The sequence below is a fragment of the Stratiformator vulcanicus genome (genome assembly GCF_007744515.1).
GTDB classification, from domain to species: Bacteria; Planctomycetota; Planctomycetia; order Planctomycetales; family Planctomycetaceae; genus Stratiformator; species Stratiformator vulcanicus.
The window spans coordinates 112,033-133,854 of record NZ_CP036268.1; the positions used below are offsets into that span (position 1 = coordinate 112,033).

General features: G+C 59.0%; 19 protein-coding genes. 14 read left to right on the forward strand and 5 right to left on the reverse strand.

The annotated features are described in order from the left end of the window. Positions 1–168: 168 nt before the first annotated feature. From Pan189_RS00450 to Pan189_RS00475, 6 genes are all read left to right on the forward strand, one after another. The gene (locus Pan189_RS00450) at positions 169–1,176 is read left to right on the forward strand and encodes a DUF4349 domain-containing protein (protein ID WP_145362007.1); all 1,008 of its coding nucleotides are present in this window, start codon (positions 169–171) and stop codon (positions 1,174–1,176) included. Between the two features lie 288 nt (positions 1,177–1,464). Continuing rightward, on the forward strand, positions 1,465–2,904 hold the full coding sequence (locus tag Pan189_RS00455; RefSeq protein ID WP_145362008.1) for an aldehyde dehydrogenase family protein: 1,440 nt from the start codon (positions 1,465–1,467) through the stop codon (positions 2,902–2,904). 274 nt (positions 2,905–3,178) lie between these two features. Next, entirely contained in the window at positions 3,179–3,961 is a 783-nt protein-coding gene (locus Pan189_RS00460) for a hypothetical protein (RefSeq protein WP_145362009.1), read from the forward strand. A gap of 31 nt (positions 3,962–3,992) precedes the next feature. Further along, the gene (locus tag Pan189_RS00465; RefSeq protein WP_145362010.1) at positions 3,993–4,658 is read left to right on the forward strand and encodes a Uma2 family endonuclease; all 666 of its coding nucleotides are present in this window, start codon (positions 3,993–3,995) and stop codon (positions 4,656–4,658) included. Then, positions 4,645–4,845: a KOW motif-containing protein gene (locus Pan189_RS00470; protein WP_145362011.1), complete on the forward strand. Its 201-nt coding sequence runs from the start codon at positions 4,645–4,647 to the stop codon at positions 4,843–4,845. The genes Pan189_RS00465 and Pan189_RS00470 overlap by 14 nt, the downstream gene beginning before the upstream one ends. 161 nt (positions 4,846–5,006) lie before the next feature. After that, a complete protein-coding gene (locus Pan189_RS00475) occupies positions 5,007–5,465 on the forward strand; it encodes a hypothetical protein (RefSeq protein ID WP_145362012.1) in 459 nt (152 codons plus the stop codon). A gap of 125 nt (positions 5,466–5,590) precedes the next feature. On the opposite strand, the gene Pan189_RS00480 is transcribed toward Pan189_RS00475, so the two are convergent. Further along, a complete protein-coding gene (locus tag Pan189_RS00480) occupies positions 5,591–6,937 on the reverse strand; it encodes an AsmA family protein (protein ID WP_145362013.1) in 1,347 nt (448 codons plus the stop codon). 61 nt (positions 6,938–6,998) lie between these two features. Further along, entirely contained in the window at positions 6,999–7,763 is a 765-nt protein-coding gene (locus Pan189_RS21580; protein WP_145362014.1) for a response regulator, read from the reverse strand. A gap of 330 nt (positions 7,764–8,093) precedes the next feature. Here Pan189_RS21580 and Pan189_RS00490 point away from each other — a divergent pair, with 330 nt between their 5' ends. The 7 genes from Pan189_RS00490 to Pan189_RS00520 all read left to right on the forward strand — a co-directional run bounded on the left by Pan189_RS00490 (position 8,094) and on the right by Pan189_RS00520 (position 16,766). Next, complete coding sequence (locus Pan189_RS00490; RefSeq protein WP_145362015.1) at positions 8,094–9,683, forward strand: ATP-binding response regulator; 1,590 nt, start codon at positions 8,094–8,096, stop codon at positions 9,681–9,683. A gap of 462 nt (positions 9,684–10,145) precedes the next feature. Next, positions 10,146–11,198, forward strand: a complete 1,053-nt coding sequence (locus tag Pan189_RS00495; RefSeq protein WP_145362016.1) for a DUF1559 domain-containing protein — start codon at positions 10,146–10,148, stop codon at positions 11,196–11,198. A gap of 54 nt (positions 11,199–11,252) precedes the next feature. Further along, a complete protein-coding gene (locus Pan189_RS00500) occupies positions 11,253–12,293 on the forward strand; it encodes a DUF1559 domain-containing protein (protein WP_145362017.1) in 1,041 nt (346 codons plus the stop codon). 219 nt (positions 12,294–12,512) lie between these two features. Beyond that, a complete protein-coding gene (locus tag Pan189_RS00505) occupies positions 12,513–12,977 on the forward strand; it encodes a transthyretin-like family protein (RefSeq protein ID WP_145362018.1) in 465 nt (154 codons plus the stop codon). 73 nt (positions 12,978–13,050) lie between these two features. After that, positions 13,051–13,554 carry a carboxypeptidase-like regulatory domain-containing protein gene (locus Pan189_RS00510; RefSeq protein ID WP_145362019.1) on the forward strand — a complete coding sequence of 168 codons (504 nt, stop codon included), beginning with the start codon at positions 13,051–13,053 and terminating at the stop codon, positions 13,552–13,554. Positions 13,555–14,161: 607 nt separating this feature from the next. Then, positions 14,162–14,755 carry a hypothetical protein gene (locus Pan189_RS00515; RefSeq protein ID WP_145362020.1) on the forward strand — a complete coding sequence of 198 codons (594 nt, stop codon included), beginning with the start codon at positions 14,162–14,164 and terminating at the stop codon, positions 14,753–14,755. Positions 14,756–15,494: 739 nt separating this feature from the next. Beyond that, a complete protein-coding gene (locus tag Pan189_RS00520; RefSeq protein ID WP_145362021.1) occupies positions 15,495–16,766 on the forward strand; it encodes an alpha/beta hydrolase family protein in 1,272 nt (423 codons plus the stop codon). A gap of 147 nt (positions 16,767–16,913) precedes the next feature. Here the strand turns inward: Pan189_RS00520 and Pan189_RS00525 are convergent, their stop codons facing one another. Then, the gene (locus Pan189_RS00525) at positions 16,914–18,326 is read right to left on the reverse strand and encodes a bifunctional type I 3-dehydroquinate dehydratase/shikimate dehydrogenase (RefSeq protein WP_145362022.1); all 1,413 of its coding nucleotides are present in this window, start codon (positions 18,324–18,326) and stop codon (positions 16,914–16,916) included. 193 nt (positions 18,327–18,519) lie between these two features. On the opposite strand from Pan189_RS00525, the gene Pan189_RS00530 reads away from it, so the two are divergent. Further along, positions 18,520–20,427: a hypothetical protein gene (locus Pan189_RS00530; protein WP_145362023.1), complete on the forward strand. Its 1,908-nt coding sequence runs from the start codon at positions 18,520–18,522 to the stop codon at positions 20,425–20,427. Positions 20,428–20,542: 115 nt separating this feature from the next. On the opposite strand, the gene Pan189_RS00535 is transcribed toward Pan189_RS00530, so the two are convergent. Together Pan189_RS00535 and Pan189_RS21105 are read right to left on the reverse strand one after the other, a co-directional pair. Then, positions 20,543–21,601, reverse strand: a complete 1,059-nt coding sequence (locus tag Pan189_RS00535) for a YheT family hydrolase (RefSeq protein ID WP_145362024.1) — start codon at positions 21,599–21,601, stop codon at positions 20,543–20,545. A 43-nt stretch (positions 21,602–21,644) separates the two neighbouring features. After that, entirely contained in the window at positions 21,645–21,773 is a 129-nt protein-coding gene (locus tag Pan189_RS21105) for a hypothetical protein (RefSeq protein WP_310820889.1), read from the reverse strand. Between the last annotated feature and the right edge of the window lie 49 nt (positions 21,774–21,822).

The following is a 21,822-nucleotide window of genomic DNA, read 5'->3' on the forward strand; positions in this document are numbered from 1 at the left end:
CGGCTCTACGAGACCGTCCCCAGCCACCCGCCGTTAGCGATCGACTCCTATGGAGTAACCGAGTCTGGCAATGTCCGGGAACCTTTCCGGGCCCGTTGGCATCTGAACGTCAGATACTGTTCACTGAGATTGTTCAGTTTCCCCCTCGGCTCTTTGGGAAAGTTCGCCATGCGCTCGCTCATCTGCTGTGGATTCCTCGTCTTCCTTGTGGCCCTCGGATGTGGGCAACAGGCCCGAGAGTCAGCGAGACATGTGACCTCAAGTCCTGAGGTGGTGAGCCACAACTATTTGGCCGACTCCTCCGCTGAGGGCTACTCGGCCAATAATGGTTATTTGGCAGAGCCGGAAGGGCGAGACTTGGCTGACCGGGACACCTATCGGAAGGGAGCTGTTGTCGGAATGGTTGCACCGGATGAGGCGGCAGTCGACTCCGAAAGCAGTGGGGCTGTTGAGGCCAGGAGAGTTTCAAATACTCAATCGGTCGAGTCACCCAAGATCATCTATACCGCCGAGGTCTCCCTCCGTGTCGACGATTTCGATCAGGCTCAGGAAGACATTAAGGCACTCGTCGAACAGGCGAACGGATACGTCGCCAAGTCGTCACTGCAACGCAATACCGGCAGCTCGCGATGGGCGACCTGGACGCTTCGGGTACCCTCGGGGCGGTATTCGAGTGTGCTGGACAGGTTTGATGACCTTGGACTCGTCGAATCGCGTTCAGAATCGGCCGACGATGTGACGCGGCAGTACATTGACCTGACCGCCCGCCGCGATAACTTCGCGAGGCTTGAAGCACGCTTGATCGACTTGCTCGAAAAACGCGACGGCAAGATCGAAGAGGTCATCAAGGTCGAGAAAGAACTCGCGCGAGTCCGCACAGAAATCGAACGCATCTCCGGCGAACTACGATATCTCACGAACCGAGTCGGCTATAGCACGATCAACCTCTCCGTCCGTGAAGAGCGAGAGTTCGTGCATCAGGAGGAGCCGACGCTGGTGGCGGAGATATCGCAAACCTGGAACGGCTCACTCGCCAATCTCAGCGACTTCGGCGAACGGCTCCTGCTGGGGTTCATCGCCGTGTTCCCATGGCTGGTGACGGCGTCGGTCGTGATCGTGCCGCTGGCATTCCTCGCCTCACTGCGTCGGCGAAAAGCAGTCGCGGCTGCGAAATAGCTCGCGCTATCACGCTAAATTAGGAGTGGCCCGGACACCGTCCGGGTCGCAAAGCGACCAGAGAATCCAGCTCACGTTCCCGAGATACGTTTCGGCCGCCATGTAATTCGAAAGAGTGAGCTGCATGCTCTTGCGGCTGCGCCGCCCGGACGTCGTCCGGGCCACTCAAAACAGCAATCGCGACCCGTTGTCTCAAACTTGTCTTGCCGCACGGCTGCGACAAGTGCGGTCATTTGCCTACAATCGGACGTTGAACCCGAAATCCGCACTCAGACTTCCGATTGATCCATGCTCGAACTTCCCGTGCTCCGTTGGGGCGAAGCTTACGAATCGCTCGACAAGGTCGAGGTCAAGAACTTCGAGACCGGTGAGGTGCTCGCTCAGGTCCATCAGGCGACCGGCGGCATCCTCAAAATGGATATGCGGAAGGCGCAGCGGGCCCGCGATGTTTTGCGGAAAATTCCGCCCGCCGACCTCATCGCGATGTGCAAGCAGGCGGGCGAGTTCTATCTGAACGACACGCTCGAAGTCGGCAGCGGGACGCAGACGCCGGCGGAGTTTTGCCAGTTGCAATCGGCCTCGACCGGCCTGCCCGTCAATATGTGCAAGGCGAACATGGCGAAGTGCGCCTATGTGCTCAAGCACATGGACGAGATTCTCGACGCCCTCACCCGCGGGCTGCCGCTGGAGATTCTGGCCCGGGGTTATGGGGAGGAGAGCCGGGGCGTGACAGTCAGTTATCAGGCCACGACGCCAATCCTCGGCTGCGTGTTGCCTTCGAATTCGCCCGGCGTGCATACGCTGTGGCTGCCGGCGATTCCGATGCAGATCGGTCTCGTCCTCAAACCCGGCTCGACCGAACCTTGGACGCCCTACCGCATGGCCGCGGCCTTCACGAAGGCGGGCGTGCCGAAGGAAGCGATCGCGCTCTATCCCGGTCCGCACGAAGTCGGCGGGGCGATCACCGAGGTCTGTCGGCGGAGCATGATCTTCGGCAGCGAAAAGACCGTCCAGCAGTACTCGAATAATCCGAAGGTGCAGGTCCACGGGCCGGGCTTCTCGAAGATCATCTTCGGCGAGGACGCGGCCGATCGCTGGGAAGATTACCTCGACCTGATGGCCGCCTCGGTCTTCGCCAACAGCGGCCGAAGCTGCATCAACGCGTCGAGCATCTTCACGCCGAAGCACGGAGCCGAGATTGCCGACGCCTTGGCGCAGCGGCTCGGGCCGATCACTCCGAAAGCGATGGACGATCCTGACGCCGACCTGTCGGCCTTCACGACTGAAGGCGTGGCCGCGGCGTTCAATGGGATGATCGAAGACGGGCTGAAGACGTCCGGCGCGACGGAGGTGACGGCGAAGTATCGCGACGGCGACCGGCTCGTCGAGAAGGACACGCACGACTTCCTGCGGCCCACGATCGTGCACTGCACGTCGCCGGAGCATCCGCTGGCGAAAGCGGAGTACATGTTCCCGTTCGCCTCGGTCGTCGATTGCCCGCAGAAGGACATTCTGAAGAAGATCGGCCCCACCCTCGTCGGCACCGCGATCACCGATGACGAGGCGTTTAAAGCGGACCTGCTCGACGCCCTACACATCGACCGCCTCAACATCGGCCCCGTCCCCACGGTCGCCCTACACTGGATGCAGCCGCACGAGGGGAACATCGTCGAGTTCCTGTATCGCAACCGCGCCTTTCAGACGCAACCGCCGCCGAAGGTGGCGTGAGGGCGGCCCTAACAAGCACCGGGTCCTGAGACCCGGTGATGGAGCGCGGTGTGGAGTCTCGCGGAGAAGGCGGATTCGGCCGTGCACTCGATCCGCGGTTCTTTCGAACGCGCGGCTTGACGGTCGGGATTTCGCTGACATGCGGGAAACGGGGTCGACGAATGTCGGCCCTTTTTTTATTTCATAAGTGGTCCGCCTTCTGTCGTGCGAGACGCTGGCGATGCACGCGTTCGTCGCTTCTTTTTTTGAAACTGTCTTAGCAGGAGTTCGTTCCGTGACTATTCGGCTCTCTCTCCTGATCTCGCTCCTGGCGACTTTCAATTTGGCGCCAGCGTTCGCGCTTTCTATCGGACAGACGTGGACGTTCGGCGAATTGGTCGAAGCAAGCGACGAAATCGTCATCTGCGAAATCCTTGACGACGGCTCGGGGTGTATATTGAATTGTCAGTCCCCACATCGGATTCGCATCATCCAATCGATTAAAGGCGAGCTGGCCGCAGGCGAGGAAACGGCCGCCATGATGTGGGACGTTCAATGGCGTGGGATCGATAGGCATTGGGATTCGCTTGATTCGTGGGACGAGAATCCGATTCCTCATCAGCCGTGGCGGAAGGGCTCCTGCCATTTGTTCTTTCTGAAGAAGCGCGAAGCGGAGGATCTAATTCGGAATTCGGAGCGGCCCTACGTGGCGTTTGTGACAGCGACCGGGTTCATCTCGCTCCCGATGGACGAGGCTGAAAAATCTCCTTTCGGCGACACGATTTCCGATCAGATATCTGATGTTCTAAGTCGCGCTCTGGCGGCGCAAAACGGCATCACGAATTGCAATTTCGTGAATGCCGTGCGACTTGAGATGCTCACGCGAGACCTGTTCGCGTTTGGAAGCTACTGCGATGAGCAGCCGATGGACCTGCCGGGATTAAGAACGGCGGAGGCAAACGAATGCTTTTTACCTACAACGTTTCGCGACAAAGTCGTGCCCGACCCACTATTTCTGTGGCACTACCGGGACCATCCGGTTCTGCGAGATCTCGCTGCCGACGCAATAGGGGATTGACCTTCGGTCGGCTTCACCGCAGCATGGTTTCATGAGTACCGCATTCGCCCCATCGCCGACGGTCGCCGATACCAGCGCAGCCCTGACCGCAGCCGATCTCGTTGACAAGTTCGGCCCGATCCGGCTCTCGCGTATCCGCTGGGAACCCCTTCCGGGCACGGCGACGGACGAGGACTATTTCGAGCAACTGCCGAGTTGCAAAGTCCTCGAGCTTGTCGATGGCGTTTTGGTGGAGAAGCCGAAGGGGTACGAAGAGGGGCGGTTGGCGATGCGTCTCGGCTTTCTATTGATGACGTTCATCGAAGAGCACGATCTTGGCGAATGTGTCGGCCCTGACGGGATGTTGACGATGTCGACCGACAACATTCGGCTCCCCGATGTTTCCTTTACGGCAAAGGATCGCGCTCCGAAAGATCGGTCACAGGCTGCTCCGCGGATCGCACCCAATCTTTGTGTCGAGATCCTCAGCCCGAGCAATACGAAGCGGGAAATCGAAAATAAAGTTGCCGAGTTCTTCGCCTCCGGTGTCGACGTTGTGTGGATCATTGACCCAAAGGCGAAGTCGGCCCTCATTTACCGCGACGGGCAGATTGTCGATACGCTCGATGAGGCCGGAGTGTTAAAGGGCGAAGGACCGCTCGCCGGATTTGAACTCTCCCTCTCGGAACTGTTTCGAATGCCCGATGGCCGGCCGTGAGCGTCAACCACTTCGCATTGGTGACAAGGTCCGTGTGATCGCCGGACCATTTGAGAGCTTTGAGGGCGACCTCGTCGGATTCAATCGCGAGACAGGGCATTGGACCGTGACGGTTTTGGTATTCGGGCAACCGACACAATTGGACCTTCGGCCTGAAGCACTGCGTCACGCGACAGCCTTGGAATGAGCGGAGATAGTGTCGTTTAAGTTGTTGAATTGACTATTGCATTTGCACAATATTTTCAGCCGTCAGCCTGTCATCGACGACACCGTTTCGACCTGCGTCTTTTAATACGACGTGGACGCGTGGGCAAAGCATTCATTTCAGTTTCGGCCGTAGGATGAACGATGAGACAATCTGAAGAGGGACAATCAAGGTTGTGTGCGCATGTTCCTGTAACACAGTTTGCGGCACCAGTGTTCCCTGATATCGACTTCCACAATGTGGGGGAGAGCGAAGCGAAATGGGTTAACCGCGGCGCTCTTACTATTCAAGCAGAGACGACAAGTGGTGAAGTTACCTTGCGCTTCGAACAGGTTATGCAATTACGCGTCACTGCATGGGAGGTATACGAAGTTTTGCATGACCTCACCGGCTCCACCGATCCGATTCGTTCCGAACGATGGGATACCGTGCTGGCATTAGAGGAGTCCAAATGGATTCAAGAGAGCGGCGACATCGCAACGATGCGCAACCACGCGTTCCCGGAACAGATCAATCATTTTATAGTCCCGCTTCCAGATTTTGTCTGGGACGTTGCTGCAACAACTGTTGAAATCATAAACAATGATTTAGCGAAGCAGTGATTTAGGAAATAAGAAAAAGAGCGCGAAGTTGATTCCACAGTCGGTGGGGACCAAGCCACAGAATCAACCGGATGAAGCCGTTCAATTCATCGAATCGACCATCGCCGTCGCACGATCGGCCGTACTTAACGATTTCGCAGGCGATCGAGGCCGTCGCGGATTGCGTCGAAGATTTCGTCGGCGGTCTGTCGCACCTTTTCAGTATTAATGCCCGCGGCTTTGGCAATGGCGTCGTAGGCGGCGTCGCGGACCAGCTCAGATAGTTCGGTCGTCTGTTCGTTGGCGAACAGGCCGAGCGTTTCCGGATCGATCTTGATGTGAAATTCGATGGGAAGTCGGTCCGACTTCTCCCGTAGATGGTCGATGGCCGGGGAGAGGGCCAGCTTCAGCGGCTCCGGGATCTCCGCGGGCAGTTCGACCTCAATATTTTCGAAAACAATTTTCCAGTGGGAGTCGACCCGCGGTCGTTCTCCGAGCTCCCACTCATCGACAACGAGGATGTCGGCCCGTCCGTCTCGAAATGCCACGAACGGGCCGCCGTATTGCGAGGCGAGCAGGGCCACCGGCAACCGTCGGAAATCCCATCGCGAGCGGCGTCCCTGGGCGGTCTCGATGGTGTCGATGTCGAATGTGCTGTCTGCGATCGCACCGCTGCCACGGGAGCGAATTAAAATGTCGATCAGCCAGGTTCTTGCGGAGAGTTCTTCGATGTTAAATTCTTCAACCGCCAGCTCACCGCGGTAGGTTGACCCGCGGCGCGAAATTCTCAGGTCGAGCCGGGCGTCTTCGATATGCACGTTGCGGGCGCGAAATTCGGGCTGCTCGATCGAGAAGGCAGACCCCATTGGTTGCTGCAGTCGTCCCGGTGCCGGGGGAGCTTCCGGTGATTGGGTATACGTGCCGGATAGGCCTTCGAACCGCACCGTTTCGAACTCGACGGTCGACGAAAGGACCGTCCAGATATCGAGATCGACGAGCAGTCGATCGATCTCGATGTCGAAGTTGTCGCGCGGGTGCGACTCGCGACGCAGCGTGACATCGCCCAGATCGATGCGCCCGGAGAGCAAACTTCCGGTCGCCTGAGTAAAATCAATCTCGATTCCGGAGCGATCGGCGACGCCCCGGATCAGCCAGCGGGTTGTTGGCTCAAAGGCGACGGTACCGGCAATTAAGCCGCCACCCATCATGACAGCCAGCACAACTGCGGATACGGCCGAAACCCGGCCAGCAAGTCGGCTTCGATTGCCGGTTCGCTGACCGATTAAAGTCTCAAGTGGCTCCGTGGCCGTATCTGATTCGTTTTCCTCGGTCGGCAGCTCCGCCGCCTTACCGCGCTGCAACGGTAGCAGCACGAGTTGGGTGATCGTCGCAACGACGAAGACTGCCAGATCAACCAACACCACGATCAGCGACATTGCCGCGGTGGCCGCGACCGTCAGCCAGCCGAACAGCAGCAAGACGATCGCTTCCACCGGTTCTCCACCCGGTCTCTGTTAAGGCGAAGTCAGCCCCTTCCGCTATCGCGGGCGAAACCTATACTTTCCCAGCGGCTTTCGCCGCACTGCCGATACCACGACGAACGGTCCGAATCAGTTGCTCGGCGTCGAGAGGTTTCGGGAACCAGGCATCGAATTCGTCCGCATCGGCAGTCCGATCTGCGCCGGTCACCGCGACGACTTTGATTCCTTCGAATCTGCTGTCGCTGCGGATAGCCTCGAGAGTTTCTCGCCCGTTGCGGTTCGGCATGTTCATGTCTAGCAGCACGAGGTCGGGCTTCATTCCGCCTTCGAGTGATTCGATCGCCTTGGCACCATCGGGCACGGAATCGACCGCGAACCCGTGCGACCGCAGCAACGAGGCGAGCAATTCTCGTTCGTTGTCTTCATCCTCGACCACAAGCAGGCGAACCTCTCGATTGGAGGGCGCTTCGCCTTGCGGCTGACCAGTACCGCTGGCAAAGGAGTCGAGCTTGCCCATCTCGGTGAAGACCATGTCCAGTGTCTTCGCCGCTGCTTCTTCCTGGCCCAATTCCTGTTGGCGTTGGAAGAGCTTCAAGGCCAGACCGAGCGTATTAAGCCGGTTCTTCAATTCGTGGCGTTCGGTCTTAGTGCGGAGTGTCCGCTCAGCGAACGCTTCCAAATCCTCCGGCCCGAGCGTTTCGGGGCGGGCGACGGTGACATCTTTCGGGGCGGCGATACCGAGTCGAACTCGATTCGTGCCCGCCTGACAGACTTCAACTTTGATTCCGAGGTGCGGAAACAGCACCTGTTCGCCGACACGGCGTGAGAGTACGAGCATTCCAGATCCCTCCTTTGATCTGTCCGACCACGGTTGCGGTCAGAGATGTCCGCTATTGGAAACCTGCATCCTCTTCAATCAGGTTTTTGTTGGTACGAGAATAGCTCGGGGAATTCATCCGTCTCCGGGGTTGCATCACCAAACATCTCGTCGCAGAATTCTCACCTGATCGAGTTGACTTGTCGAGTCCGCTTTTCACTTTCGCTGGCGATATTTGGCAAATATCAGGGTTTACCCCAGTGAAATGGTCAGCGAAGACTCGCTGGACACCTCGAAAAGTGCGACAACTGCTCGGTTGCGGACGGCCTGTCCCGCGGAAAGGATTCTGCATTGCCGAATAACGAACGTCTGTGGAAAGAGGCGCGGCGCTATGGTTTCGCCGCCTCCGCCACGCTCATAGCAACATGGCTCCGGCTACTCGCAGCACCGCTGCTCGATGACCGCGTCCCGTTCGGATTCTTCTTCCTCTCCGTTATCTTAACGGCGTGGCGCTGCGGAACCGGTCCGGCGGTTTTCGCGGTGATCTTTGGGATCGCGTTGGTCGACGTATTCGTCATTCCGACGCATTACGCCACGATCGTCAATAGCCCGGCTGATTCCCTCGCTCTACTCGTCTATGCCTTCGCAACGCTCGTGACCATTGCGCTGTTCGAGCGGACAAAAAACCAGCGGCGAGCCGCTGAGCAAAATGCGGCCGAAATCGCAAAATTAAATGAAAACTTAAGAGAAGCGGCGCAGAAAAAAGACGAGTTCATGGCGCTGCTCGCCCACGAACTACGCAACCCGCTCGCGCCGCTGCGATCGGGAATCGAGCTGCTCGACCGACCCGAAATCGCGTGGCGCCAAGGGGAGGAGATCCTCAATCGAATGCGAAGGCAGATGCGGCATCTGGTTCGCATCGTCGACGATCTGCTCGACGTCTCACGATTTCTGCAGGGGACGCTCAGGCTCAATCGCAATGTCGTCGATCTGCGGACGATCGTGCGAGATGCGATTGAAATGACGCAACCGGAAATCGATCGCCAGCAGCATGAACTGAAGTTCTTAAGGCCTCCTCTCCCAATTTACATTTACGCCGACATGGTGCGGTTGGTTCAAATCGTATCCAATTTGCTCACGAATGCCGCCAAGTACACTCCCCGATGCGGATTGATTGTGGTCACACTCGATCGCAACGGCGGACAGGCCGTCCTGCAGGTTGCCGACAACGGAATCGGAATCGCGAATTCCGATCGCGATAAAATCTTTGAATTGTTCGGGCAGGCGTCCGGAGCGCGGGTGGCGAAAGAAGGTGGGCTCGGGCTGGGCCTGGCTCTAGTGCGTCATCTGACCGACATGCACGATGGCGTCGTCGAAGCCGAAAGCGACGGACCCGGATGCGGGGCGACGTTCCGGATTCGGCTTCCGCTGGCCACACCGTCGCAATTGGCCGAACGTGTCATTCCCGATGAAACCTTGGTGAGCAAGACCAAGTCGAGCGAGCCGGAAGGCGTTGCGTCCCAGTCGCTGCAATCGCAGCCGATCCCGGTGAGTGGGTCGGACGGCGAAGCCCTTCGCGTTTTGATTGTCGACGACAATGTCGATGCGGCCGAGACGCTCGGCACCCTGCTCTCCCTCGACGGATACGAGACGCAGCACGTTTTTGACGGCGTCAACGCGATCGACGCCGTCGAGGAATTTCAGCCCGCGGCGGTACTGCTCGACCTCGGCATGCCCGGTATGGACGGCTACGAAGTCGCCCGCCGGATGCGGCAGCTTCCCGAAGGCCGCCAATTGAAGATCATTGCCGTCACCGGATGGGGCGGTGAGGAAGACCGCCGACGCTCGGCCGAGGCCGGATTCGACGAGCACTTCGCCAAGCCGGTCGACCCGGCCATGATCGCCGCATTCCTGTCGGATCGCGAAGCCGTCCCGCGGTGAAGCGAGCGTTCGTAGAGCATCGATCGCCGACGATTATTCGCTTACGAGATCGTCTGTTCGCTTACGAGATCGTCCCCGAACACCGGGGCTGGCCGAAGCACCGGAACCCAATGAGGGGAATACCTGCATCCCGGGCATCTTCGGAAATTTTCTCAATGTCATATCGACAAAGTCCGATGTCGACGATTTAATAAGTAGATACCAGTAGCCCGTCCCATCACATCTTAAGGGCGACTGAGTGAATTTGAGGGTTCTCCTCACTTGCGGGTTTTCGGCTCACAAGAATCCATTTCTAGCGGCTCTTCTCGACTTCAAGCTGTCTCCGGTCGTTATCCGGTGCGTCGTTCGACGTGCGGGGTCGACCGACTTTGTCGTCCGGTATCGCAACAGGTTGAGGTCACTCAACCCGGCGATCACCCGGCATCTCACTTCTCGTGTCCCTGTTCTGGGAGATCGGTCCTCATGCGCATTTCATTTGTTTCGAGCCGCCGGAGGCGGCGCGGTTTCACCCTCATCGAACTGCTGGTCGTGATTGCGATCATTGCGATCTTGATCGCATTGTTGCTACCGGCAGTGCAACAGGCCCGCGAAGCGGCCAAACGAACGGAATGTAAGAACAATCTCAAACAAATCGGCTTGGCACTACACAACTACCACGACGCTCACAGCATGTTTCCGATGGGCATGCACACCGGATCACAGGCATCAGGCGATGTCGGCCAGCGGGGCGGTTGGGGCTGGGGCGCTTACCTCCTTCCCTTTATGGAAGAGTCGGCCGTGTATGAGAATTTCACATTCGAGCAACGGTTGGGCTCTGCCGCCAACCGGAACCTGCTCGGGTCGATCGTCAAGGGCGTACACTGCCCCAGCGACGAAATTCCTAAGGTATTAAATGACCGTGTCGAGAGTGGTCCGAACGTCAACGTTTCGAATCTGACAACCAGCTATCTCGGTAACGGCGGAGCTTTCATCCACATGAGCTTCAAAGATGACGGCTCATGTGGACACCCCAGCGCAACGAATTCCATTCCGAACACCGGCGTGCTGATTCAGGACAATCCTGTGCGGTTCCGTGACATCACAGACGGGACTTCAAACACAATTGCGGTCGGCGAAGCTGCTTGGCGATTTACGCTCAACGATCAACGTTGGTACGGCAAACCGCAGCCCGGCGGTGCGCACGGCAACTTCAGTTGGTTTGGCGTATGCGAAGACGTCGGCGGCAGCGTTTACACCTCCAAGCTGGCCGTGATGCGGGTCGGGGCGGTCCCGATTAACGAACCGGCGTCGACCAGCTCATGGAACTTCGACTTCGCATGGTGGAGTTTCTCGAGCGAGCACACCGGTGGGGCTCAGTTCTGCTTTGCCGACGGTTCGGTTCACTTCCTCAGCGAAAACATTAATCACACTCGTGAGTTCGGCTGGGGTGCCAATGGCGCTAACTTTGCCAACAATCTCGGCACCTATCAGCGGTTGATGGCTCGCAACGACGGACGTGTCGTCGGCGCATTCTGATCCGTTGATTCACGTCGCTCAATTCATCTCAAACCATCTCTCAGGACAGTCACAATGAAAACCCGCATGTCAGGCCGTGGGAGTCGTCCACGCGGCTTTACACTGATCGAACTCTTGGTCGTGATCGCGATCATCGCGATCCTGATCGCACTGTTACTTCCGGCCGTCCAACAGGCCCGTGAGGCGGCCCGCCGCAGTTCTTGTAAGAATAATCTGAAGCAGCTCGGGCTCGCGATTCACAACTATCACGACGTCCACGCCATGTTCCCGCCGGGGCAAAGTACGAATCCGGACGGTTGGGGCTGGCAGGCTCGGATCCTCCCCGGGATGGAGCAGGGCCCGCTCTACGAACAGATGAATCTCGACATTTCACTGGCCGATCCGCTGAACGTGGCGCTGGCTTCGACGGTATTGCCGAGCTTCCGCTGTCCGTCCGACCCGGCTCCGAACTTCGAAACCGATGCCGAAGGAGTCGTCACCGATCACGCGATCGGCAGTTACGCCGCTTCCGCCGGCCCCTTCTCGGACGTTCCCGGCTCTGATTTCGGCGGACGCGTCAATGTGAACGGCGCAAGTACGGCAGTGCTCTTCCCGCTCAATAACGGGTCGGCCTTCTATAAGCATGTCGCAATCAAAGACATCAGCGACGGAACTTCGAACACAATTATGGTCGGCGAAGTGACGTGGAACTTCAGCCAGAATCAACGGCTCTACGGTGGTGCGACCCAAGGACCGCAAAACGTCCAGAGCTTCGCCAGCTGGCGAAGCGGGGCGTTCCCGCCGAACGTACCTGTCGGCACCACCATTCCGACCGATTTCGGAAGTAGCGGTACGGTTGAGCAAGTCGGCTTCCACAGTCTGCATACTGGCGGTGCTCAATTCCTGCTGGCCGACGGGGCCGTCCGGTTCATCAGTGAAAATATTGAGAGCCAGGTTCCGACCGTTCCGGCATGCCATTGGGCACCGACCGGCGCGCCGTGCACGTGGTTTCTCGATGCGAGTTGGCAGACCTCGCGGAACTTCAACCGGCAGGATCTCGCCGTTTTCCAAAGGCTTCACGCCCGGAACGATGATCTGACCGTCGGCGAGTTCTGACAGAGCCGCTGAACCGATGTGAAAGGAAGGCCCCGAGTCGGGGCCTTCCTCGTTTCAAAGCCGATCCGTTGTGGCCCACTTTCAGACCGTGGCCGACGCTGAGTTCAAGGTCCGCTCGCACTCCGATTGCAGTGTCCGCGTCGGCAGGCATTGCCTGCGACGACTTGGCGAACCGGCCATTGCACCTCTTCATCTCATCGTTCTTCGGAAATAGATCACATGGCTTATCTCTATCGTGCTGGCGGATTTTTCGTCGTCGTTTTCAGCGTCGTGGCAATTGCCGGGTGCGGGGGTTCATCGAGTGGACCGCAGATGGCCACCGTAACGGGGACCGTGCTGTTCGACGGGCAACCCCTCTCCGAGGCCGAAGTGGTCTTTTCACCCGAAGCCGGACCGTCTTCGTCGGCACGCACCGACGAGCAGGGAAATTTCACGCTCGTTGGCGGACCTAAGCAGAAGGGTGCGGTCGTCGGCTCTCATACGGTGCGGATCTCGACTTACCAGCCACCTCAGCCCATCTTCGGCGATCGGGCGAGTTTGAAACAGGGCGAACTCCCCGAAGTCGTCGGCACAAGTCCGGAGAAGCCCGAGACGGTCCCTTCGAAGTACAATTCGGAGTCGACGCTTACCAAAACCGTAGAGCCCGGCAAGAATGCGTTCACGATTGAATTAACTTCGAATTAGCGGCAAACGTCTGATAGCTGAAAAGCCTACGTCTTAAATCCTTCGTTAACTTCTCTTCCGGAAACTAATCACAATGCAACGACTGTTGGTGTCGGCGATGATGGGTGAGCGCGTTCATTTGAGAGCGAGCGTCTGCCTGATGGCAGTCTTGCTCTGCGGTGCGGTCGGATGCTCGGGCGGAGCGGGTGACGGGCCTCAACGGGCACCAGTCAGTGGGGTCGTAACGCTTGACGGAAACGCCGTCGCTGACGCACGGGTCGTCTTCGAACCGGTCGATGGGGGGCCCGCTTCGACCGGAATGACAGGTCCAGATGGTAAGTTTTCGCTGCAGATCGACGGAATCCAACCGGGCGCGTATACCGGCGAGTACATCGTCCGGGTCACTACGTTTCGAGAGGAGAAGAAATTCTACGACGGTGTCGAAGCACCAACTGACCCCAGGGACATCCCCCGTCCGACCCGGGTCGAACCCGGAGCTCCGGAGAAAATCCCTGCCAAGTACAACGAAGAATCGGAGCTGAAACGAACGGTTGAGGCAGGGCAGAATGAGTTCCAACTCGACCTGACCTCGGCTTGAGGCGCTGGCAGCCCATGGAAAAGCTCAAGTTCGGCTGCGGTCGGCGTTTGTCAACGAACTGCTGAGACTCCGACGGACTTGGGCGACGCCACAATCACCTGCCGATGCCCGGTTCTTTTAGCGAGACAGTCCCGGCTTCCGCCGTCGAAGACGACATGTCGTAGCCTGACTCGATATTTAATTTCGCGAAACGGAAGCCCGGCCCGGCGGTGTTGACCGTCGGAGGGGTGGGTCTCGCGACCCATGTCGTCGTCAGACTGATTGAGTGGCCGAGCGAAATTTCGACGGCACCCGCGTACCCTGACCCGTCCGCGCCGAATGGCACACTCGCGAATCCAACGCTTCCGCCGCAGATCGTTGATTTCTTGATTGCCGCGTCGGCTCCTTCGCTGAAGCAATCTGGCGAATTAACGCTAACCGGCAGTAGTATCTGAGGACGAGGCTCGCAGAGCCGGCCCCGGCGAGTGTGGGGAAAGGTTACGCGTTCGGCTAATTTATCGCCAGATGCGATCGACTGGGGGCAGGCGAAAGCGCCCGTCCCCAGCCACCCGTCGCGGACTAGAAAACAATACCAGTGGCACAGAATTTTAAGTCGGGACGGACTGCAATGCGATATGCAACATGCCTGATTAATGGGCTATTCGCCATCTCCCTTTCCTTCAACTTTGCTTGGGGTGATGATGTGATCAAGAGTTTAAGAGCTTCTTCGACAGCAGATGATATCCGGTTAATCCAGTATCAGTTGCGAGATATTGAAAGAGAGTTGATCAGAATAGGCCGCGAGGTCGATTTAGAAAAAAAAGCGATGGCATTCCAAACATTGGGACAGATTCGATCCCGTAGGTCGGTCGATTTGTTGATTGAACACATTGACTTTTCCTTTCCTGACCCAGAATTTACCGTAGGAGGCGACCTCATTTGGCCGAGATGGGAGCCAAACGTTGCAAAGGAAGCTTTAATTTCTGTCGGACTCCCAGCTATGAGTGCAACAAAGGAAGCTTTGTCTCAGGAAAAGTCGGCGTTGAGAACCAAGTATCTCATCGACGTGATCCTTGCAGTCGAGGGGCCAACGCGGGGAACAGACAGCGTACGCGAAATAATCCGATCCTTTGATGAGGAACGAAGACGAGAGGCAGAACGCACTTTGGAATCGTTGTTGAAGAGACTTAGGAAAAGAACGCTGTCTAATGGTAGCGATTAGGAATTACCAAAATTCGCAACACAAAGATTGGACTTGGTTGTTTTCGCTTCTTCGTCAAGATCGAGTCTGCATGGCGCGAAACGCCGGGTTCCCGATCTGAAAACAGGACTGGGTGGCGGGTCTGAACCGGAGGGCCAGACCCGGATCACCCTCGGGTGCCCGGGGGAGGCTCGCGCCTGTGGAGTGGGGTTTAATTTGCGGCCTGCCCGCCAGTAGCGCGGTTTTTTATCAAACCGGGCAATTGAATTGTCCCGCTTTCGCGGAGAAAGCTCGGGCGAGCGGGCTCGCAGATCAGGCTCGTCGGGGCGCTGGGTATGGTTGCGCTATCAACCAATTCGCCGCCAGATGCGATCCACTGGGGGCAGGCGAAGGGGCCTGTCCTCTCCCCAGCCACCCGTCGTAACATCGGGTGTCCCGGCGCTTATATAGAGTCAGGCGGCGCGGCGAAGCAGCCGCGACTGGTAAGGAGCGGATCATCTGGCGGCTGCTCTCTCCATTGCACCGATGGCGGCTCGTTCCTGATCCGCTTCCTGCCGGGCGCGGCTTTAAGATCTGTCGAGGAGCGGGTTGATTGGGGAGGTGCCTAATAACGACCTCTTGTCACCCGCCGCCAATTGCCGGTTTTGGGTAGCGACGTGCCGTCCGGGGCTGGAGAATGATTTGGTCGGGTGTTGACCCGATATCGTTCGTCCTTTCGGCCTTCGACGGTCGGCGTTGTGTTACCTAGCGAGCCTGCAGCATGAGTCGCGTTCAGTATTTTCTCACGCCCCTGCTCTGTGTTGCCTGCGGTGGGATCGGCTCGGCCGGTGAGCTTTGGGAGCCGACCGAGGCGGAGATCAAACAGGCCGAGGCGGGGCGGACGCATCTGACGTTTCGCGAAGCGGAGGTCGAGCCTTACGAACTCCCACCGTTGCTGAAGCGCGCGGACGGAACGGTCGTTGAGACAGCGGACGAGTGGCAAGCGCGGCGGGCGGAATTGCTGACGTTGTTCGAAGAACACGTCTACGGTCGGCTGCCCGGTCCCCCCGAAGAGATGTCGTTCGAGCTGCTCTCGGAAGACATGTCGGCGGTCGACGGGAAGGCGACGCGTCGGAAGTATCGAATCGACTGCCAGTCGGGGGGCCGCACCTTCGATTTTGAATTTCACCTTGTCATACCGAACGGCGTCGATCCGAAGAAAGTCGATTCGGCGGTGCCGGTCTTTCTGCTCATCAGCCATCGCTCGTTCAAAGAGGTGGGGCGAAAGAAGCCGATCGATGATGTGTTGTGGCCGGTCGATCTGCTGATCGAGCGCGGCTACGGCACGGCGATCTTCGTTGAGAATCAGCTCTCACCGGACAACCGAACCGCCTTCGACTCAGGGCTCGTCGAATTGCATCCGCAGTCCGATCCGCGGCCAGCCGATGGCTGGGGCGGGTTGGCCGCGTGGGGTTGGGGAGCCAGCCGGGTCCTCGACTGTTTTGAAGAGATCGACGAGGTCGATGCCTCAAAGGTCGCCGTGTTAGGACACTCTCGCGGCGGCAAGTCAGCCCTGTGGGCGGGCGCACGCGATGACCGGTTCGGGTTGGTCATTTCCAATAACTCGGGGTGCGGCGGTGCGGCGTTGAGCCGACGTCGATTCGGTGAAACGATTGCCGTGATCCTTCGTGAGGATCGCTTTCCGTATTGGTTCGCCCCGAAATTTCAGGACTATAAAGATCGCGAAGCCGGCCTGCCGATCGATCAGCACATGCTGTTGGCTCTGGTCGCGCCGCGGCCGCTCTATGTCGCGAGTGCGACTGAAGACTTGTGGGCCGATCCCAAGGGTGAATATCAAGCGTTAGCGCATGCCTCAAAGGTTTACGAGTTGCACGGACACGACGGCCTCGATCCCGAACGGCCGCTCCGTGTGTCTGATCCGATTCAAACCGATCGGTTAGGGCATCACCTCAGACCGGGTAAGCACGATCTTTCGCGCAAAGATTGGACGCACTACATCGACTTCGCCGATCACCTTTGGCCAAAGCCATAGTGCTTGAGGCGGCGCTGGCGTTGTTCGCTATTCGCAGGTCGAGCGTGTTTCGCTTGATGGTCTCGACGGATAGGACGGGCAAAAATGCTCGGAGGGCGTAGGATTTCGTCCCTTGCTTGCGCTGCGGGCTTGTTTGGGGGCCAACTCTCACGTGCGGATTGCTTCGGCGTAGGCCGTTGTGAGTGCTGCTCGGATCTGTTCGGAACCGACGACTCGGCTCTCGCGGTCGACGGCCTCTTTCAGAAAGACCGATTCTCCTGTGCGAATAAGGTCGAGGACCGTCATGTTGGGGCGAAAGAATCCCGGATTGAGTTGGAGCCGCCCCGGGCCGATTTCGAGATTTGGATCGGCGATCACGATGATCTCCGAGATTGATTCGTAGACGCCTCGGAAAGAAATGTAGCGGGCATCGAGCTCCCGCGCGACGGTCTTGGCGAAGTCGTCGTCGATCGACGTGACGTTGATCATTCCCGCACGACCGGCCATCAGTCGCCCGATTGCGCGGGCGCGATCGTCTCCGGCGATCAGTAAGACCTGCCGCCGGGCGAGCGGATCGGTCTCGCCTTTCGCCGGTGGCAGGACGTCTTCGAGGGCGTTGAGCGCCAAACGGGTGAATGAATTTGACGCGTGCCAGCCGTCGGAGTGTCGGCGGAGCACGTCGGCGGTTCCGGTCGCTCGGGCATCGCCGTCGCGTCGATCGGCAAATTCACAGAAGCGACGTGATTCGAGGGGTCCGACGAGAATGGTCTCAATGCCGAGCACCTCGAGCATTTTCGAGAGCTTGTCCATTTTCCCGACCGGCATCGGCAGGCAGCGCGCCTGTGTGGCCTGTTCGGCGAAGCGTTCATTGAGTGATTCGATCAGGGCCGTTTCTTCGGAGCCGAACCCGGTGAGGGCGACGAAGGGCGTTTTGCGATTGAGGGAATCCCAGCGATAGACCTCGTCGAGTTCATGAACCGTGACGAGGTCCGCGTGGGCTTCCATTCCTTTTTCCAGCGAGGCGTAAACCCAAGGGGAATCGTATTTCCGCGCTAGCAGCGAAAAGGTCGTCCCGGCTTCGCCGACGCCGGTGCCCACGACGGGGAGATCACGCTTTTTGGTCACCGCGGCAAGCAGCGGCCAGGCGGCGTTGAGCGTCGGAGTCGGCCACACGAATTTGACGACATCGGCGTGCACCTTCTTGGCTTGGGCAAAGACTTCGTCGACATTGCCCAGGATGCCTTTCTTGCAGGTGTAACTGATGACCCGTTGCGTGGAGCCGAACCGCGGTATCTTGCCCGCAATGTCCAATTCCAATTCGACGTAATCGGGTCCGGCAACGATGGCCTGCCGCAATCGGACAAGCCGTTCGTCCTCGGTGCCCTGCCAGGCCCCGCCGTCTTCGGCGCGTCGGCATGAGACGAGAATCGGTTTGTCGACCGTCTTGTAGATGTCGGCGTAGTCGGGCTCTTTGATGAGGTGGTCGACACACACTTCGACCATGTCGGCGCTACGGGCCGCGTTGAGCAAGTCGACTTTGATGAGTTGACGCGAGGATGACGTGACGGAAACGCAGATCATGAATGAAATACTCCGACTCGGCAGTTGTTGCGGGAACCGTTGCCTGTTCCTGCATCAACTGATTTGAACGAACCCGCCCGTTCCAGTGTGTGAGCTTTGTCTTAATTTTTCGAGTGTGGTTGTTCCGAGAATCGACCCGCCGGATCAGATTGATAGGATCGGCCCTCACGTGTTCCTCGGGAGAGTCGCCGTCATGGCCAACTGCAACAGTCGTATTTGTGCATCGATCATCCGAAATTTCACCATTGCGGTGACGTTTACGTTCGCCTTCACAGGTTGCGATTACCTGCAAAGCCGGTGGCTTTCGGACGCTGAGACCGATGCGAAGCCCGAACCCGATAAGCCGATCGCCGGCGTGGCGGAGCCGTCGTTACAGACTCCACCGCCATCCGACTATTCGGCCGAGGCCGCGTTTTTCGAATCATTGGCGGCGATCGAGCAGAATCGCGTCGTGTCGTTGTTTCGGGCGATGAGCGACGGTGCCGGTCCTTCGCAACTTGCGGAGATCGACCGTGAAAAGCTGAGCGCGGTCACCGACCTCGCGCGGAAAGCAGAAGTCGGGGGGAAGGTCGAAGGCCGCCTGCTAGACTCGGTGTCGTTGGCGCTTAAAGGCGTGAGCCTGCCGATCGAGCACAGCGAGGTGTTTCCGGAGACGGTCGGACCGTTCGGCAAGGCGGAACTCAGCGACAAGTACTCGACGGCTACCGACCTTTTGATCGCCGACTGGCAGGGCGAGATCAACCGGTTGACCGATGCGGGAATGGTGCTCTCGCCGGAACTCGCGGGCCGTTCCCGATTGAGCTATCCGGGGGTGTTCGACGTCCGTGAGCATTTCGCGGCCGAGGCCATGAGCATCGCGGATGCGTTCGGTGTGCCGCTCGATCTCGGGCGGGCGTCGCAGGACCAGACAGTCGGGCGCAGCATCTCACAACCAACCGCGCTCGTGACCGGAACGGTGCCATTCGCCGGTGAAGTGACTGTGGAACTAAAGGCCGGGACGACTCCCGTTGTCGGCCGGATCTATCAGGTGGACGAGGTCGAGGGTGCCTCCGCGACGGCGATCTTCCCCGGACTTTCCGCGGCCGATGCGGGGCGTCTCGCCGCTGCCGCCGGCGAGCAAGGCGCGGCCAAGTTTCAACCCTCCGGCGACGGGCGATTCGCAATCGCTTTGGCGGCACTTCCCTCGCACGCAACGACCGGAACGATCGAATTGACAGTCCGGCCGGCGAACCTGCGACCCGGTCTGGTGAAGTGGGTGGGCACAGCCGGGTTGCCGAGCGATGCCAAGAGCCGACTCGACGCATTCGAGAAGGTCGCGAGTGAGAGTCTGTTCGAGGGCAAACGGGGCGATTCGGACGCGGTCGCGAGGTTTTCTTCACTGGGTGACGGCACCTTCAGCGGCCGAATTGTCAGCGACGATTCCAAGCGTGAGGCGGCCCTCGCCGTGCAGCCGGTCAGCCTCTTCGGCGACTTTTTTCTGAAGGCGGACGAAACGCAGCTGCTCTACGCGGGCGCCGGTGTTCCGGGGCAGACCAACGACTACTGGTTCGCCATCGAAGGCGGACTCGAAGATGATTCACCGTTCGAGCTTGTCGACCGCGGTCCGTTTTCGAAAACGGCAGAGGTTTCGCTGTCGACGGGCCGGTCCCGAGAAGGGGCCGAGGACCTTCTGTTCGCCAACGAGCAAGTCGATGCGGCAAAGGCCGAACAGTGGGGGAGACAATTGCTGGCCAAAATGCTGACGGAGCAGCGACTGACCACGGTCATGTATTTGGAGACCCCCACCGGCGTGAGTGAGGCTCACTGTCGGACGGACATCAGTCCGCTGAGCGAGACGACCGCAGGATTCGCCCTCAAATGGATGGAGGTCAAGAGTCACTACTTAGGTACCTATCGCACGTCGAACGTCGGTCCGCAGCTCGTGCTTGAGGAGAAAGAGCGTTTCGATCCGGACGGAAAGCGGATTCCCGTTCCGGCTTCCGATCTGATCCGGATCGTCCTCACGCTTGAAGCCGATCGGTATAAAGCTCACTTCACCGGTCGCTGGTTTCAGGGCGAGCGCTCGGGCAAATCGTTGATCGCGACGCAGCTCCCGCTCTGAACTCAATGACTGGAAACAAGTCGGGCCAGACCCTTTGATGCCCAAAGCTCGGCATCGATCAGACGGAAATCGCCGGTCGCTTCGGCCGAGTCGACGTGTTACCGCGCGACCGGCCTTAACGTGGCAGGCGAATGGCGGTCGGTCCCGGCACGACGGCCGGAAACGAGAGTGGTCGTGCGATTCGCGATTCCTGCAGCGGCTTCAGCCACTCGATAATCCGATAGTCCGCCCACCAACCGTCCGGGGATTCGCTCGATTTGGCGAAATAACCCATGTGTCCACCGTGATCGCTCAGGTGGAGTTGCAACTGCGGGTTAAATGTGAACGACTCGAAGATTTTCCACGGGATCAACGGGTCGTCCTTCGAATGCAGCACGAGCGTCGGCACTTTGATCCGATCGATGTAAGAGATCGCGCTCGCTTGGCGATAGTAATCTTTGGTCGATCGAAATCCCCACAGCGGTACGGTGACCCGGCGGTCAAATTCGACGATCCGCTTCGGCGGTCGGCTGGCGATTTCGTCAAAGACATCGCCGAATAGCTCGGGCCGGCTCAGCACGTTGGCCGTCAGCCCGCGGGCGAAGAATCGATCATACATCCGCTGCGTGCGGTTCTTCAGTTGGAAGCAGCACTGGGCGAGATCGACGGCCGGGTTGACCGCCACGCCGCGGATCGGAACGTCGGGCAGTTCTTCGGCGTGTTGCCCGAGCGTCTTCAATGCGAGGTTGCCTCCCATCGAGTAACCGATCAGGGCGATCGGCGAGGCCGGACACAGCCGGGCGATCTCGCTCAAAGCGGCGACAATGTCCTCGCTGAGCCCGGCGTGGTAAGGCCGCTCGGCGAAGTCGCGCCCCGCGCCGGTCCCGCGATAATCGATGCGAAACGTCCGAAAGCCGAGCTTTTTCAGCTTCGCCGCACAGCGGGCGACATAGGGACTGATGTGGCAACCCAGCAGGCCGTGCAGGAACAGCGCCGTCGGTCCGCCCGGCTCCCAACCTGCCGGGGCGTCATCGTGCAGCACGAGTCGATCGCCATCGTGCAGTTCGACCAGATGCATATCCTGACCGCACCGGTAGCGTTTGCGGTGCCCGTACGCCCCGATCAATGTCTGGGTGTGCGGATTGCGCAGCAGCCGGGGGGGCCGAAACGGCGGTATGGGAATGAATCGAGGCACCTGAGGTCGCTCTTCGGACGGCACCGCACCAATGTGCCGTATTTCACTCGATTCGGCAATAGGTGGAGACGCGGAAGCCGCCAGCGATCAGCTTTCGGCGATCAGCTTTCAGGTACAGCCCGCCCCGCTTCCCCGATCGCACCGGGGGAATCTCCCAGTATTCGCGCAACATTCATATTCGCTGCATGATCGCTTCATGTGGGGTCCTACAGTGACTTCCA

Bases quoted from the DNA above. Each gene is read 5' to 3' on its own strand.
- Pan189_RS00530 (WP_145362023.1), top strand. From the start codon at position 18,520: ATGGCCAACTGCAACAGTCGTATTTGTGCATCGATCATCCGAAATTTC.
- Pan189_RS00515 (WP_145362020.1), top strand. From the start codon at position 14,162: ATGCGATATGCAACATGCCTGATTAATGGGCTATTCGCCATCTCCCTT.
- Pan189_RS00450 (WP_145362007.1), top strand. From the start codon at position 169: ATGCGCTCGCTCATCTGCTGTGGATTCCTCGTCTTCCTTGTGGCCCTC.
- Pan189_RS00520 (WP_145362021.1), top strand. From the start codon at position 15,495: ATGAGTCGCGTTCAGTATTTTCTCACGCCCCTGCTCTGTGTTGCCTGC.
- Pan189_RS00475 (WP_145362012.1), top strand. From the start codon at position 5,007: ATGAGACAATCTGAAGAGGGACAATCAAGGTTGTGTGCGCATGTTCCT.
- Pan189_RS00455 (WP_145362008.1), top strand. From the start codon at position 1,465: ATGCTCGAACTTCCCGTGCTCCGTTGGGGCGAAGCTTACGAATCGCTC.
- Pan189_RS00470 (WP_145362011.1), top strand. From the start codon at position 4,645: ATGGCCGGCCGTGAGCGTCAACCACTTCGCATTGGTGACAAGGTCCGT.
- Pan189_RS00505 (WP_145362018.1), top strand. From the start codon at position 12,513: ATGGCTTATCTCTATCGTGCTGGCGGATTTTTCGTCGTCGTTTTCAGC.
- Pan189_RS00525 (WP_145362022.1), bottom strand. From the start codon at position 18,326: ATGATCTGCGTTTCCGTCACGTCATCCTCGCGTCAACTCATCAAAGTC.
- Pan189_RS21580 (WP_145362014.1), bottom strand. From the start codon at position 7,763: ATGCTCGTACTCTCACGCCGTGTCGGCGAACAGGTGCTGTTTCCGCAC.
- Pan189_RS00495 (WP_145362016.1), top strand. From the start codon at position 10,146: ATGCGCATTTCATTTGTTTCGAGCCGCCGGAGGCGGCGCGGTTTCACC.
- Pan189_RS00510 (WP_145362019.1), top strand. From the start codon at position 13,051: ATGCAACGACTGTTGGTGTCGGCGATGATGGGTGAGCGCGTTCATTTG.
- Pan189_RS00500 (WP_145362017.1), top strand. From the start codon at position 11,253: ATGAAAACCCGCATGTCAGGCCGTGGGAGTCGTCCACGCGGCTTTACA.
- Pan189_RS00465 (WP_145362010.1), top strand. From the start codon at position 3,993: ATGAGTACCGCATTCGCCCCATCGCCGACGGTCGCCGATACCAGCGCA.
- Pan189_RS21105 (WP_310820889.1), bottom strand. From the start codon at position 21,773: ATGTTGCGCGAATACTGGGAGATTCCCCCGGTGCGATCGGGGAAGCGG.